We start from the raw sequence: 14204 nt of genomic DNA on the forward strand, positions 1-14204 counted from the left end.
CACGCCCGTCTCGGGAGGGATCCCCCCGCATGTCGCGCCATTTCGTCGCACAGCCCCCGGCCGGCGGCCCGACCCGCGAGCCGCGATGAAGGGGCGCCTCTCCTCGATCCGGGCGCGGATCACGCTGCTGACCCTCGTCCCGCTGCTCGCGCTCGGCGGACTGTGGGTCTTCGCGACCGGGATCACCTATGGCGAGGCCGACCAGCTCCTGCGCAGCCGCACGTTCGAGCAGAAGTCGCTGCTGCCCACCCAGGGCCTCGTGGCCGCCCTCCAGAAGGAGCGGCGGCTGTCGATGTGGCGGGCCGGCGCCGGACGCGCGACGCGCGCCGAGGACGCCGACCTGGCCGCCCGCCGCCGCGACACCGACCAGGTCCGCGAGAAGGTCCGGACCAGCGCGAACGACTCCGGCCTGCGCGACGTCGCCGGGTCCAACCCCGCGCTGCTCGCGCACATCGACGCGCTGGTGCGCGGCCTCGGCGCGCTCGACGCCATCCGCCGCGACCTGGACACCGGACGCGCCGGGCGCGCCGACGTCCTGCGCGAGTACGACGGAATGATCGACGCCGCGTTCGGCGTGTACTCCTCGGTCGTCGCCCCGGACGGCCGCATCACCAGCGACGCCCGCGCCCTCACCGCCATCGGCCGCGCCCACGAGTACGTGGCCCGCGAGGACGCCCTGCTCACCGGCGCGCTCGCCGCCGGGCGCCTGACCGGCGCCGACCGCGCCGAGTTCGCGCAGCTCGTCGGCGCGCAGCGGTACACCTACCTCGACGCCGTCCCGAACCTGCCGGGCCCCGACCGCGCCCGCTACGGACGGCTCGTCGCCGGGCCCGAGTTCGCGCGGCTGCGGCTGTGGGAGGACGAGATCGTGCGCGGCGCGCGGACCGTCCAGCCGGTGGCGCGCAAGCCCGCGCGGACCCCGGCGGCGCGCGAGCCGCTGACGGTCCGGCAGTGGTGGGCCACCGCCGACGCGGTCGAGCACGGCCTCTACACGTTCGAGAACGGGACGCTCTCCGGCGTCACCGAGCGCGCCACCGACATCGCGGTCGGCGCGTTCGCGCGGCTGGCCATCGCGGGCGGGCTCGGCCTGCTCGCGGTGATCGCGTCCGCGCTGCTGGCCTACCGGGTCGGACGGCGGCTGCTGCGCGAGTGCCGGACGCTCGCGGACGCCGTCGTCGACTTCGCCCACCGCAAGCTGCCCGATCTGTCGGCCCGCGTCCGGTCCGGGGAGACCGTGGACCCCGAGGACGTCGACCTCTCGACGCCCGACTTCACGATCACTGAGATCGAGCGGATCGCGGCGGCGTTCGTCGTCACCCGCGACGCGGTCCTGCTCGCCGCCGCCGGCGAGATCGCCGCGCGGCGCGGGATCAGCGAGGTGTTCGTCAACCTCGCCCGGCGCAACCAGTCGCTGCTGCACCACCAGCTCAGCCTGCTCGACCGCATGGAGCACCGCACCGAGGACCCCGCCGAGCTGGCCGACCTGTTCCGCCTCGACCACCTCGCCACCCGGATGCGGCGGCACGCCGAGGGCCTGGTCATCCTCGCGGGCAAGACGGCGGGCCGCGGCTGGCGCCATCCCGTCCCGCTGGTGGACGTCGTGCGCGGCGCGGTCGCCGAGGTCGAGGACTACCCGCGCGTCCGGGTGCGCCCGCTGCCGCGCGTCGCGCTGCTCGGGACGGCCGTCGCCGACGTCGTCCATCTGCTCGCCGAGGTCGTGGAGAACGCCACCGCGTTCTCGCCGCCGGGGTCGCCGGTCGTCATCGACGGGCACCGCGTCGGGCAGGGCTGCGCGATCGAGATCGAGGACCGCGGGCTCGGCATGGAGGAGGCGGCGATCGCGGCGGCCAACGCGCGGCTCGCCGACCCGCCGGAGTTCGACCCGTCCGACAGCGCCCAGCTCGGCCTGTTCGTCGTCGCGCGGCTCGCGCGGCGGCACGGGATCCGGGTGACGCTGCGCGCGTCGGCGTACGGGGGCGTCACGGCCATCGCGCTCATCCCGGGCGAACTGCTGGTGGCGGTGCCGGAGCCGGAGCCCGCCGTGCGGCGGTCCGGGCCGCTGGCGCTCACGCCCGGCCCGGCGATGGCGGTCGCGGCCGAACGGGAGGAGAAGGGCGTCGTGCGGCTCGTCGCCGAGCCCGTCCCGGACGAGCCCGAACCCGAGCCCGCGCCCGAACCCGAGCCCGCGCCGGTCGCCGAGCGGCCCGCCGTCCACGAGGCGACGGACGCGGGGCTGCCGCGCCGCCGCCGTCAGGCCAACCTGGCGCCCGCCCTGCGCGAGCGCCTCGACGCGCGCGACGACGGCGGGGCGGGCCGACACCGCGCCCCCGTCGCCGCGCCCGTCGCCGAGGCGCCCGTCCCGCTCGCCGCGCCCGTCCCCGACGACGCGGCACCCCCGCAGGAACCGCCGCGCTCACCCGAGGCGATGCGGTCCAAGCTGTCCGCCATGCAGCGCGGCTGGGAGCGCGGCCGGTCGGAACCCGGCCCCGCCCCCGACGAGCCGATCCACCCCGAGGAGGACGAGACCCGATGACACAAGCCCAGCAGGCCGGTCCCGAGACCGCGGGCGCCGACGACCTGAACTGGCTGCTCGACAGCCTCGTCCAGCGCGTCGCCCAGGTGCAGAACGCGGTGGTGCTGTCCAGCGACGGGCTGCGCATCGCGTCGTCCAGCGGCCTGGACCGCGCCCAGTCCGACCACGTCGCCGCGGTCGCCGCGAGCTTCCAGAGCCTCGCGCGCGGCGCGGGGGAGGCGTTCGGCGGCGGCGCGGTGCGGCAGACGATCGTGGAGATGGAGTCGGCGTTCCTGTTCGTCACGGCGGCCGGGCGCGGCGCGTGCCTCGCGGTCCTGTCGGACGCCGACGCCGACCTCGGCCTCATCGCCTACGAGATGGCGATGCTCGTCACCCGCGTCGGACGCCATCTGTCCGCCGACCCGCGCACCGCCGACCCGGACGCGTGACATGCCCGGTTCCGCCTGGTTCGATGACGACGCCGGTCCGGTGGTGCGCCCCTACGCGCTCACCGGCGGCCGGACGAAGTACGACGGCGCGGACGTCTTCGACATGGTCGCGCTGATCGTCACCCGGGACGACGAGGACGCCGAGGCGGACGGGGAGGTTCGTCCCGTTCCGCCCGGTGCGCCGCCGCCGATCTGGTCCCCCGATCCCGAACATGAGATGATCTTGGGCTTTTGCCGCACTCCGCTGTCGGTGGTCGAGATAGCGTCGGAACTGGAACTCCCCCTCGGGGTCGTCCGGGTTCTGCTCGGCGACCTGCTCGACCGCTCGCTGATCGAGGTCCGGCGGCCCGCGCCGGTGGCCCGGTTCCCCGGCGAACGCGTACTCAAGGAAGTGATCGATGGAATCCGTGCGCTCTGACCCAGGCCCCCGGCAGGGCGATTCCGCGTTGACCGTGAAGATCCTGGTCGCCGGCGGCTTCGGCGTCGGCAAGACGACCCTGGTGAGCGCGGTCAGCGAGATCCGGCCGCTGCGGACCGACGAGGCGCTCACCGAGAAGAGCATCGGGATCGACGACACGTCGGCGGTCTCGCAGAAGACCACGACGACCGTCGCGATGGACTTCGGGCGCATCACGCTCCCGAACGGCCTCGTGCTGTTCGTGTTCGGCACGCCCGGCCAGGACCGCTTCTGGTTCATGTGGGACGAGCTGGCCAAGGGCGCGCTCGGCGCGGTCGTCCTCGTGGACACGCGGCGGCTCGCCGACTGCTTCCCCTCGGTGGACTACTTCGAGCGGCGCGGCGTGCCGTTCATCATCGGCGTGAACCGGTTCGACGGCGCGGGCGCGCACACGCCCGAGCAGGTCCGGGACGCGCTGGACCTGCCCGCCGACATCCCCGTCATCGACTGCGACGTGCGCGACCGCGAGTCGGCCAAGCACGTGCTCATCACGCTGGTGGAGCACATCATGCGCTCCATGAGCGGCAAGCAGGCGAGCCGCATCTAGCGGCCGTTCTTCGCCCGGGGACGCCGAGAGCGGCCCCGGGCGGTCGTTCGTCTCGCGGCTAGGCGCGGAAGTCGGCGAAGTCGAAGCCCGGGGAGACGATGCAGCTCACCAGGACCTCTTGGGCGGTGGCGGGGCGGGCGGCCTGCCAGTGGCCCGCCGGAACCAGGGCCTGGAAGGCGTGGCCCGCCGCGAGGTCGGGGCCAAGGGTGAACGGCGTCGGCGGGCCGGGACGGTCTCCGGTGCCGCCGAGCAGCAGCGTCAGCGGGCCGCCGTGGTGCCACAGCCACAGCTCGTCGGAGCGCACGACGTGCCACATCGACTCCTCGCCGGGCGGCAGCAGGAAGTGGATGCCGGTGGCCGACGCGCGTTCGCCGGGGTAGCCGGACGGCGTGAAGCGGTGCGCGGTGCGCCACGTCTCGCGGAACCAGCCGCCCTCGGGGTGGGGGAGCAGGTCCAGGGCGGCGGCGGTGTCCGGACGGTCCAGCAGGGCGCTGTGGCGTCCGTCCGGGGCACGGCGCAGGTAGCGCAGCGCGGCGTCGTCGAGGGCGGCGACGTCCACGGCGTCGGCCGGGACGGGCGCCAGGTCGGCCGCCACGACCTGGCCCGCCGGGAAGGCGGCGTCGGCGGCCTCCAGGGCGGCGGCGGGCTCGTCCGGCGCCCAGACGGGGTCGGCGAGCGGGAGACGGGATGCGGCGGCGGTCCGCCAGTTGTCGAGCGTCGTCAGGAGCACGGGTCCAGCCTAGGGGCGTGGCCGGAGGCGGTCTCGGGAACGGCGGCGGCACGGGCGGACAAGTTACGATACATCTCGACTTCCGGCGTCCGGCCGGTGAGTCGCAGGCCGCCATCCCCGCTCCCGGAGGAACGATCATGAGCCTGGACACCCCCGCCGACCCCCGCGCCCGCGCGTCCGACGGCGACCGCGACGCCGTGCTCGTCCGGCTGCACACCGCGTTCGCCGAGGGCCGCCTGGACGAGCGCGAACTCGACGAGCGCATCGAGCGGACCCTCGCCTCCCGCACGCACGGCGAGCTGAGCGTCGTTTCCGCCGATCTGCCCGCCGCGCCCGCCCAGGCGTCCGGCCCGTCGCCCTCGGCGGGACGCGGCGCGCGGCTCCATCTGGCCTACAAGGGCGCGCTGAGCCGGACCGGACGGTGGACGCTGCCGGAGCGCGCGACGGTCGTCGTCTACAAGGGCTCGGGCGTGCTGGACCTGACGTCCGCCGAGTTCGCCGGGGCGCTCACGCGGCTGCGCGTCATCGCCTACAAGTCGGGCGTCGAGCTGATCGTGCCGCCGGGCGTGCGGGTGGAGGCGGGCGGCGTCGGCGTGTCGTCCGACGTGCGCGGTGCGGTGCGCGACGGCGCCCCGGTGCTGCGCGTGAAGGGCCTCGGCTACAAGGGGTCGATCACCGTGAAGGATCACGCCGCCCGCGCCTGAAGTGATATGAACCTTTCCGGCGAGTCGTGGGGTGATGTTCGCTCTACTGCTCGCCTGAACCGGGTTCGGCGTGATCGGCCCGTGCGGGAGTAATGTGCCCCGGAACACAGGCCGACGGGTGGAGGAGCGGGAGTGGCAGCGAGGATCCCCCAGGACGGCTCCGCCCGGGTCGGCGCGGACGCTCCGGGGTCGCGGCACGTCCGGCGCCTCCTGGCCTTCGGCGACGCCCCCGCCGACGCCCCCGCCGACGACGACGGGCGCTCGCCCTGGCGCCGCTCCCACGACGCCTGGCAGGACGCGGGCATCAGCTGGCACGACGGCCCGGCCCTCGTGACGTCGCGCCCCGCGCCCGCCGCCCCCGTGCAGGGCCCGGCCCGGCAAAGGCCCGTCGCGCGGCGCGGACGGCTCGTGACCGGCGCCGTCGCGGTCGTCGTGCTGGCCGCCGGCGGCGCGGCGTACGCGCTCACGCGCGGCGGTCCGGACGCCCCGCCGGTCCCGGCCGCGCGCCCGGCGGACGCCCTCTTCACGGCCGACGCGACGCTCCCCGACGGCCTCGTCCAGGACCTGCGGGCCGTCGCGGTCGCGGGCCAGGTGATCGTCGTCGCGGGCGCCGAGACCGCCCCGGGGGCGCAGGCCGCGCGCGCCGAGTTCCTCGTCTCCCGCGACGCCGGACGCGCCTGGACGCTCGCCGACGTCCGCACCCCGGACGGCGCGGAGTCCCCGCGCGGGCCCGCGCCCGTCCTGCTCGCCGGGGCGCCCGGCGCGTGGGCCGCGCTCGGCGCCGACGGCACCACGCTGTGGACGAGCCCCGACGCCCGCACCTGGACGCTGCGCGGCTCCGGTCCCGGCGGGCGCGTGTCCGCCCTGGCCCGCACCGCGCAGGGCTTCGCGGCGGTCGGCACGGACGGGACCCGCGCCGTCGTGTGGACGTCGCCCGACGGCCGGACGTGGCAGCACGCCGCCGCGCCGCAGGCGACCGCCCTGGACGCCGTCGCCGCGTCCGGGACGACGCTGCTCGCGCACGGCACGACCGTCACGGCCAGGCGGGTCAAGAAGCGCACCGTCCGCACGACCGCCGAGGGCCTGTGGCGGTCCGCCGACGCCGGACGGTCCTGGACGCCCGTGACCGTCCCGCAGGCCGACGGCTCGGCCGGGCCGGTGCGCGGGCTGACGGCCGGTCCCGGCGGGTTCTACGCCGTCCGCGACGCCCGCCGCGCGACCGGGTCGAAGAAGCGCCGCAGGACGGTCGCCGACGCCGTCGTGTTCGCGGCCCCCGACGGCGCCCGCTGGGCACCGGCCGGACGGCTTGCCGTGGACGGCCTGGAACGCGTCGAGCGCTTCGGCGGCGCGGCGGGCGGCCTCGCGGCCGTCGTCCGGGCCAAGGGCGCGCTCACCGTGCTGCGCAGCACCGACGGACGCACCTGGAGCCCCGGCGCCGTCCCCGGGACGGCCCCGGCCGTCGCGGGCCTCGGCGTGACGGCGGGCGGCGTGCCCGTCCTCGCCGGACGCGCCGCCGACGACCCCTACCTCGCGGTCGGCGCCCCGGTGGACCTGCGGGCCGTGCCGGGCGCGATCGGGGTCCGCCGGGACGTGGCCGCGCTCGCCGCCGTCCCCGGCCGCGTCGTCGCGGTCGGCGGGACGAACGGCGCGGCGGCGCTGTGGACGTCGGCCGACGGCGTCCGCTGGATCCGCGCGGCGCGGCCGGACGTCCCGGCGACCGCGCTGACCGCCGTCGTCCACGGCCCCGCCGGGTGGCTGGTGGCGGGCCGCAACGACGCCCGTCCGGCCGACTCGGTCCTGCTGACGTCCGGGGACGCGCTGACCTGGCGCGCCAAGGCGGCCACCAACGCGCGCGTCGCCGCCGTCGCCTACGGCCCGGCGGGCTATGTGGCCGTCGGCACCGGGTTCGGCACGGCCGCCGCGTGGCGCACGACCGATCTCGTGAGCTGGACGGGCGCCCCGACGCCCAAGGGCGTGGCGAAGGGCTCGTGGCTGGCCGGGGTCGCGGCGACGGCGTCCGGCTACGTCGCGGTCGGCGGGCGGCGCACGGCCGGCCGGGACGCGCCGGTGCTGTGGACGTCCCCGGACGGCCTGACCTGGACCCAGGCCACCCCGCCGGCGCTGCCGCCGGGCCTGGTCACCGGCTCGTTCACGCAGGTCGTCGCGGTGGGGAACAGGCTGGTGGCGGTGGGCCGGGGCACGACGGCGTCCGGTCCTGCGGGGTTCGTCGCGTCCTCGGCGGACGGCGGCGCCCACTGGACGGCCGCGCTCCGCCCGGAGGCGAACGTCACGGCCGCGGCGACGCCGCAGGGCTTCGCGCTCGCCGGAACGTCCGGCGGACGGCTCACGGTGCTCGTGTCGCCGGACGGCACGGCCTGGCGACGCGTCGCGGCGAAGGGCGACGGGACGGTCACGGCGCTGACGGTCGTCGGCCGCGACCTCGTCGCCGTCGGGAGCGCGGCGGGCCACCGGGGGGACGTGCCCTTCCTGTGGCGCGCGCCGCTCCCGTCCCGCTAGCCGTTACAGCGGCAGCCGCAGCCCTTCGGGCAGGAGCAACCGCTGGCGTGTCCGCAACTGCATGCACCTTTGCTCATGAGTGGGAAGTTAGCTGCGGTTTGTCCGAACCGTCTATGACTGCCGCAGTAAGGCGACCCTCACTCACCGAAGGCGATGCGGACGAGCGCGGGATCCCGGTCCCCGTCGCTCTCGGCGAACTCCGCCACGCGGTGGACGACGTCCGCGCCCGTCACCCGTCCGGCCAGGGAGGGGCTGACGAGGATGTGGTCGAGCTGCCGCGCGATGCCCCCGCCCACCGACGTGTACCGCCGCCGCGCCGGGATCCGCGCGGCCGTGTCGGTCAGCCCGCCGTCATGGACGAGCGTCCGCACCGCGCCGCCGGACGGCGTCTCGTTGAGGTCCCCGGTGACGATCACGGCCGCGTCGGAGTCCGCGCGCCGCACCGCCCGCACGAACCCCGCGATGACCTTGGCCTGCGCGTCCCGCCGCCACGCCGACGGCCGCGCGGGCGGCTGGCGGCGCCCGTACCAGGGCTGGTCGTCGGACGTCGTCGGGAACCACTGCGTCGTCACCACGATGATCTGGTGCCCGCGCCAGGTGATCTCCCCGGCGAGCGGCTTGCGGGTGGCGTTCCACGCCGGGTCGGCGGGCTCGACGCGGCCCGGGCTGCGCGACAGCCGCACGCCCTTCCCCGCCGGGACGACCCGGACGGGCGTGCGCGGCAGCTCGCCCGGACCGTCCCCGAGCGCCCCGGCGGGCGGCCCGGCCGGACGGTCGGTGAACGCGAGCCCCCGGTCCGTCCGGAACAGGAACCCGAGGCGCGCGTTCTCGCCCGGCCGACCGCCGTCGGCGTTGTTGCGCGGATCGACCGATCGCCAGTCGTAAGCGGGGCCGCCGAGCGCGCTGATCGCGTTGATCAGCTCGGCGACGGACTGGTCGGCGGCGGTCGTGCCGTCGTCGTCGGCGCCGGTGTTGTCCTGGAGGCCCGAGACGGTGATGAGGTCGGGCGCGTTCAGGCCGTGGACGATGTCGGCGGCGAGCGCGACGAGCCGGTCGGCGGGGGTGTCGGGGTTGACGCCGTCCAGCGCGAGCGTCGCGACCGCCAGCTCCCCGGGGCGCTGGGCGCGGGTCGTCTCGCGGGACGGCTCGGCGGCCACGCGCGGCGGCGTCGCGGTGAGCAGCAGCGTGTAGTCGCCGAAGCCGTAGTCCAGGACGCCGTCGGACGCGCCGGGCAGCCGGTCCCCGACGTCCAGCGAGGGCAGCGGGGCGAGCGCGTCGTCCAGCACGATCCGGGCGGGGGACGGGCCGGTCTCGCTGCGCACGCCGCCGCGCGCCGTCCGGCCGGGGACGCCCCGGCCGTTCGCGGGCAGCACCGGCACCTCGCCGCCGCGCGACGGGCCGACGGCGACCGCGTCGTTCACGCGGACCCGCATGCCCTCCAGCGCCTCGTAGAAGTCCAGGGCGTCGCGGCGCGGGTTCAGCCGCGCCGTTCCCTCGGCGGCCCGGGCGGGTCCCCGGTAGAGCGCGGCGGGCGGGCGGCGCCCGCCGGGACCGACGACGACGGGCGGCGGCAGCGGCACCCCGTGCCGGTCCACCGCGACGGCCGCCGCCTCGATCTGCGTCCGCGACAGGTAGGCCGACGCCGGGCCGCCCGGACGGTACTCGACGGCCCGTCCGTTCACCCGCACGGCGTCGCCGACGGTCGCGCGCGGCGGCGTGCCGGTGTGGACGAACACGCCCTCGGACGTGGCCTCGCTGCGGTCCGGGTGCTCGTCCTGCATCCAGAACCCGTTCGGGACGACCGCCGTCACGACGCCGGGGACGCCCTGCACCGTCCGGCCGTCCAGCGGCGACACGGCCCGGTCGCCCTGGACGTCGTGGATCCGGACCTGCCGGGGCGCCGCGGCGGCGGGCGGGCTCGGCACGAGCGCGGCGGGCAGGCCCGCGACGAGAGCCGCCGCCACCAGCCGCCGTCCGCGTGGACGCTCCACCCCGCCTCCATGATCACTTCGTAGGGGCGTCCATTCCAGCACGGACGCCGCCGCCCCGCATCGCGCGCGGCGCAGGGAAAAACGGCGCGCGCGCTCAGCGGCGCAACATTCCGCGCCGGGACGTGCCACGCAGGATAAGGGGGACACGGGCGAAACCGGGGCGAACCGGGTCGGCTAGAGTTCCCGTCCGGAGGTCCGATGACTGAGAGCACCGCGTCCGCGCCCCCGGCCGCCGAAATTCCCGCCGACCTGTTGCGCGCGGCGCGGGCGGCCAAGGGGTTCATGCCCGACGACGAGGGCCGCGCCCTGCACGCCGCCGCGCTGGAGTACGGCGCGCGCGTCGCCGGGCCGCTGCTGGAGGTCGGCACCTACTGCGGCAAGTCGGCGATCTACCTCGGCGCGGCGGCGCGGACGCTCGGCTCCACCGCCGTCACCGTGGACCACCACCACGGCTCGGAGGAGAACCAGGCGGGCTGGGAGCACCACGACCCGTCCCTGGTGGACCCGCTGACGGGCCGGATGGACACCCTCCCCACCTTCCGCCGGACGATCGGGAACGCCGGGCTGGAGGACGAGGTCGTCGCGATCGTCGGCGCGTCCGCGACCGTCGCGCGGTTCTGGAACACGCCGCTCGCGCTGCTGTTCATCGACGGCGGCCACGCCGAGGAGTGGGCGCAGGGCGACTACGCCGCCTGGGCGCCGCACGTCGCGGTCGGCGGCGCCCTCGCGATCCACGACGTGTTCCCCGACCCGGCCGACGGCGGGCAGGCGCCGTACCACGTCTACCAGCGGGCGCTGGCGAGCGGGGCGTTCGCGGAGCGCCGCGTCCAGGGCTCCCTGCGGATCCTGGAGCGGGTCTCCGCCGCCGACGTCCGCTAGGCGAGGACCGGGGCGGCGCGCGTCCGCTAGCGGCGGACGGGGGCGAGCGCGCAGCCGCACGCGTCGGGGTCGGCGGGCGCGGACGGGCCGAGCCGCCGCCCCGCGATCTCCTTGAACAGCCGCGCGCCCGGCGACGCGTCCGCGAGGACGTCGGCCGCCAGGATCACCGCCGCCGCCGTGTACGTGGACCGGTCCCCGGGGAAGTGGCGCTGGTTGGCGAACTGCCAGCCCGTCCAGTACGAGCCGTCCTCGTGCCGCAGGTGCTGGATCTCGGTGAACAGCTTGAGCGCCCGGTCCCGCTCGCCCGCCGCGTCCAGCGCCATCACCAGCTCGCAGCTCTCCGCCGCCGTCACCCACGGCTGGTCGGACACGCAGCGGCAGCCGAGGCCCGGGACGACGAAGGTGTCCCAGCCGTCGGCGAGCCGCGCGCGGGCGTCCGGCCCGCGCACCGGGCCGCCGAGCACCGGGTAGTACCAGTCCATCGACCAGCGGCTCTTGTCGGCGAACGCCTCCGGGTGGGCCGCGACGACGTGCCCGAGCTGGTCGGCGGCCAGCTCCCACTCCGGCCGGGGCTCGCCCAGCCGCTCGCCGAGCGCGACCGCGCAGCGCAGCGACTGGTAGATCGACGAGCAGCCGGTCAGCAGCGCCTCGTCGGCCGCGACGCCGTTCTCGTGCCGGATCCACAGGATCTCGCCGCGCCGGGTCTGGAGTTCGAGCGTGTACTCGATCGCCCGCCGGACGGTCGGCCACATCGCCTTGGCGAACTCCTCGTCGCCCGTCATCTCCAGCTCGTGCCACGTCCCGACCGCGACGTACGCGGCCTGGTTGGACTCGCCGCCCGGCTCGGTGACCTCGCCCAGCACCCACTTGGCGGGCCAGGACCCGTCCGGGCGCTGGACGCTCGCCAGCCACGTGTAGGCGCGGCGGGCGGGCTCGTGCAGCCCCGCCACCGTCAGCGCCATCGCGGCCTCGACGTGGTTCCAGGCGTCCACGTGCCCCGCGACGCCCCCGGTGGGGGTGAACCACGGGATCGCTCCGGACGGCTCCTGCTGGGCGACGATGCTGCGCGCCGTCGCGACGACGTCGTCGGCGGTCAGCACTCCGGGGACGGACGGCGGCACGGGCGGCGGCGTGGACGCGGCCTCAGACCGCATCCGCGATCTCCCTGTCCGCCTCGGCGGGACGTTCGGGAGTCGCGGGCTTGGTGACGTACACGACCACGCTCTTGCCGATCAGCGGGTTCAGCGCGCGCTCGGCGAGCCGGGTCGCCAGCGGGCGCTTCATGATGTCCCAGACGAGCACCTGGTGGTACGCCTTCGCCAGCGGGTGCTTGTCGTTGTTGACGCCGACCGCGCACTTGATCCACCAGTAGGGCGCGTGCAGGCCGTGGGCGTGGTGGTGCCCCCCGACCCGGAAACCGAGGGACTTCAGCTTGGCCTCCAGCTCCGCCCGCGTGTAGATGCGGACGTGCCCGCCGGGGGCGGTGTGGTAGTCCTCCGACAGCGCCCAGCACAGCCGCTCGGGCAGCCAGCTCGGCACCGTCACGGCGAGGTGCCCGCCCGGCTTGAGGACGCGCAGCAGCTCGCGCATCGCCCGCATGTCGTCGGGGATGTGCTCCAGCACCTCGGACGCGATGATCTTGTCGAAGTGGTCGTCGGGGAACGGCAGGTCGAGCGCGTCGCCCTGGACGGTCGTCGCGGACGCGCCGGCGGGCACCTCGCCCTCCAGCCGCATCGCGCCGAACATCTTCTCGACGCCGTCCAGCTCCCCGGGGTCGAGGTCGAAGGCCACCACGTCGGCACCCCTGCGGTACAGCTCGAACGCGTGCCGTCCGGCGCCGCAGCCCATGTCCAGGACGCGTTCGCCGGGTGCCACGCGGAACCGCTGGAAATCCACGGTCAGCAGGGTCGTGCTCCTTCCGTACGGGGGCCGCCGGGGCGGCCCCTCCAACTCAACGCGCGGCCGTGCGCCCGGCCGCGGCCCGCCGCAGGTAGTCCCGCCGCTCGATCGCGGCGCGGTAGTGGTCGACGGTGGCCTGCGCCACGGCGCGCCAGGCGTAGCGTTCGAGGACGCGCGCCAGGCCCGCCGCGCCGACCCGCTCCCGCTCGGCGGGGGAGTCGTGCAGCCGCAGCAGGACCGCCGCCAGCTCCTCGACGTCGCCGGGCTCGACCAGCGGCGCCGCGTCGCCCACGACCTCGGGCAGCGCGCCCGCCCGGCTCGCGACCAGCGGCGTCCCGGACGCCATGTGCTCGACGGCGGGGAGCGAGAAGCCCTCGTACCGGGAGGGGACCACCGCGATCTCCGCGGAGGCGAGCAGCTCGCCCAGCTCATCGTCGCTGATGCCGCTCACGAACCGTACCCGATCGGTGAGGGCCAGCTCGCGGACGAGGCGCTCGGTCGGGCCGTCCTCGCGGGGCCGGCTGACGACGACGAGATGAACGTCACGCTCGGTGGCGACCTTGGCGACGGCGCGCAGCAGGACGTCCACGCCCTTGATCGGGGCGTCGGCGCTCGCCATCGCCACGATCCGGCCGGGGACGCGCTCGCCGCGCGGGTGGAAGACGGAGGTGTCGACGCCGAGCGGAAGGATCTCGATGTCGGACGGGTCCACGCGGAAGTCGCGGACGATGTCGAACTTGGACGAGCCGGACACCGTCAGGACCGGGCCGACGCGCCGCGCGACCCGCGCCTGCATCCCGACGAAGCTGTAGAAGCGGCGCTTGCCGAACCTGGCGAGACCGTTCTCTGCGGCCTCCAGCTCGATGCGCCGGTCCACGCTGATCGGGTGGTGGATGCTCGTGACCATCGGCAGGCCGGTGCGCGGGATGGCGAGGTTGCCCCAGCCGAGGACCTGGTTGTCGTGGACGACGTCGAAGTCGCGCCGCCGCCGACGCAGCTCGCGCAGCACCCGGAGGCTGAAGGTCAGCGGCTCGGGGAAGCCGCCGGTCTTCATGTGGGCGAACTCCAGGACGTCGATCCAGTCGCGGAACTCCTCGCGCGCCGGCGTCCGGAACGGGTCCTCGTCGCGGTACAGGTCCAGCGACGGGACCTTGGTCAGGGTGATCTCGTCGCGGTCCAGGTCCGGGTACGGCTGCCCGGAGAACACCTCGACGCTGTGCCCGAGATCGACCAGTTCGCGGCTCAGGTGCCGCACGTACACGCCCTGGCCGCCGCAGTGCGGCTTGCTCCGGTAGGAGAGCAGGGCCACGCGCAGTGGACGATCCGACGGCTCAACTGCCTCAGCCACGCAAGCCCCTTGTCACGAGTCACTCCCGTCCGTCGCGTGGCCGCCCTGCACGTCCGCACAGGCGTCCCCGTGAGTGGATGTTGAAATCAGACCTTACGGTACCCGGCGACCCCGTATTGGGCAGGGTGTCTAAGAGTGTTTGGAAGGCCGGACGCAACCCGGGTGGTCCGG

General features: G+C 75.9%; 12 protein-coding genes. 7 read left to right on the forward strand and 5 right to left on the reverse strand.

What is annotated here, in order from left to right:
- The first annotated feature begins 85 nt into the window (after positions 1-85).
- From GQ466_RS04710 to GQ466_RS04725, 4 genes are read left to right on the forward strand one after another with little or no spacing between them, the layout of a single operon-like run.
- Positions 86-2533 (forward strand): sensor histidine kinase, encoded by a 2448-nt coding sequence (locus GQ466_RS04710; protein ID WP_161101503.1) that lies wholly within the window; start codon positions 86-88, stop codon positions 2531-2533.
- Entirely contained in the window at positions 2530-2961 is a 432-nt protein-coding gene (locus GQ466_RS04715; protein WP_103563822.1) for a roadblock/LC7 domain-containing protein, read from the forward strand. Before GQ466_RS04710 ends, GQ466_RS04715 begins: the two co-directional genes overlap by 4 nt.
- A 1-nt stretch (position 2962) precedes the next feature.
- A complete protein-coding gene (locus GQ466_RS04720) occupies positions 2963-3379 on the forward strand; it encodes a DUF742 domain-containing protein (RefSeq protein ID WP_161101504.1) in 417 nt (138 codons plus the stop codon).
- Complete coding sequence (locus GQ466_RS04725) at positions 3360-3965, forward strand: GTP-binding protein (protein ID WP_161101505.1); 606 nt, start codon at positions 3360-3362, stop codon at positions 3963-3965. The genes GQ466_RS04720 and GQ466_RS04725 overlap by 20 nt, the downstream gene beginning before the upstream one ends.
- 58 nt (positions 3966-4023) lie before the next feature.
- Here GQ466_RS04725 and GQ466_RS04730 read toward each other — a convergent pair whose 3' ends face one another.
- Positions 4024-4695 (reverse strand): cupin domain-containing protein, encoded by a 672-nt coding sequence (locus GQ466_RS04730; protein ID WP_161101506.1) that lies wholly within the window; start codon positions 4693-4695, stop codon positions 4024-4026.
- Positions 4696-4832: 137 nt separating this feature from the next.
- On the opposite strand from GQ466_RS04730, the gene GQ466_RS04735 reads away from it, so the two are divergent.
- Both GQ466_RS04735 and GQ466_RS04740 read left to right on the forward strand, forming a co-directional pair.
- Positions 4833-5399, forward strand: a complete 567-nt coding sequence (locus GQ466_RS04735; RefSeq protein ID WP_161101507.1) for a DUF1707 SHOCT-like domain-containing protein — start codon at positions 4833-4835, stop codon at positions 5397-5399.
- 132 nt (positions 5400-5531) lie between these two features.
- Complete coding sequence (locus GQ466_RS04740) at positions 5532-7916, forward strand: sialidase/neuraminidase family protein (RefSeq protein ID WP_161101508.1); 2385 nt, start codon at positions 5532-5534, stop codon at positions 7914-7916.
- Positions 7917-8053: 137 nt separating this feature from the next.
- Here GQ466_RS04740 and GQ466_RS04745 read toward each other — a convergent pair whose 3' ends face one another.
- Positions 8054-9907 (reverse strand): endonuclease/exonuclease/phosphatase family protein, encoded by a 1854-nt coding sequence (locus GQ466_RS04745; protein WP_337193319.1) that lies wholly within the window; start codon positions 9905-9907, stop codon positions 8054-8056.
- Between the two features lie 198 nt (positions 9908-10105).
- On the opposite strand from GQ466_RS04745, the gene GQ466_RS04750 reads away from it, so the two are divergent.
- Positions 10106-10786, forward strand: a complete 681-nt coding sequence (locus tag GQ466_RS04750; protein WP_161101509.1) for a class I SAM-dependent methyltransferase — start codon at positions 10106-10108, stop codon at positions 10784-10786.
- Between the two features lie 26 nt (positions 10787-10812).
- Here GQ466_RS04750 and GQ466_RS04755 read toward each other — a convergent pair whose 3' ends face one another.
- From GQ466_RS04755 to GQ466_RS04765, 3 genes are read right to left on the reverse strand one after another with little or no spacing between them, the layout of a single operon-like run.
- A complete protein-coding gene (locus tag GQ466_RS04755; RefSeq protein ID WP_161101510.1) occupies positions 10813-11940 on the reverse strand; it encodes a prenyltransferase in 1128 nt (375 codons plus the stop codon).
- A complete protein-coding gene (locus tag GQ466_RS04760; protein WP_202420174.1) occupies positions 11930-12691 on the reverse strand; it encodes a class I SAM-dependent methyltransferase in 762 nt (253 codons plus the stop codon). The genes GQ466_RS04755 and GQ466_RS04760 overlap by 11 nt, the downstream gene beginning before the upstream one ends.
- 46 nt (positions 12692-12737) lie before the next feature.
- On the reverse strand, positions 12738-14033 hold the full coding sequence (locus GQ466_RS04765; RefSeq protein ID WP_161101512.1) for a glycosyltransferase: 1296 nt from the start codon (positions 14031-14033) through the stop codon (positions 12738-12740).
- Positions 14034-14204 lie beyond the last annotated feature (171 nt).

This window comes from Actinomadura rayongensis (assembly GCF_009831215.1).
GTDB lineage: Bacteria > Actinomycetota > Actinomycetes > Streptosporangiales > Streptosporangiaceae > Spirillospora > Spirillospora rayongensis.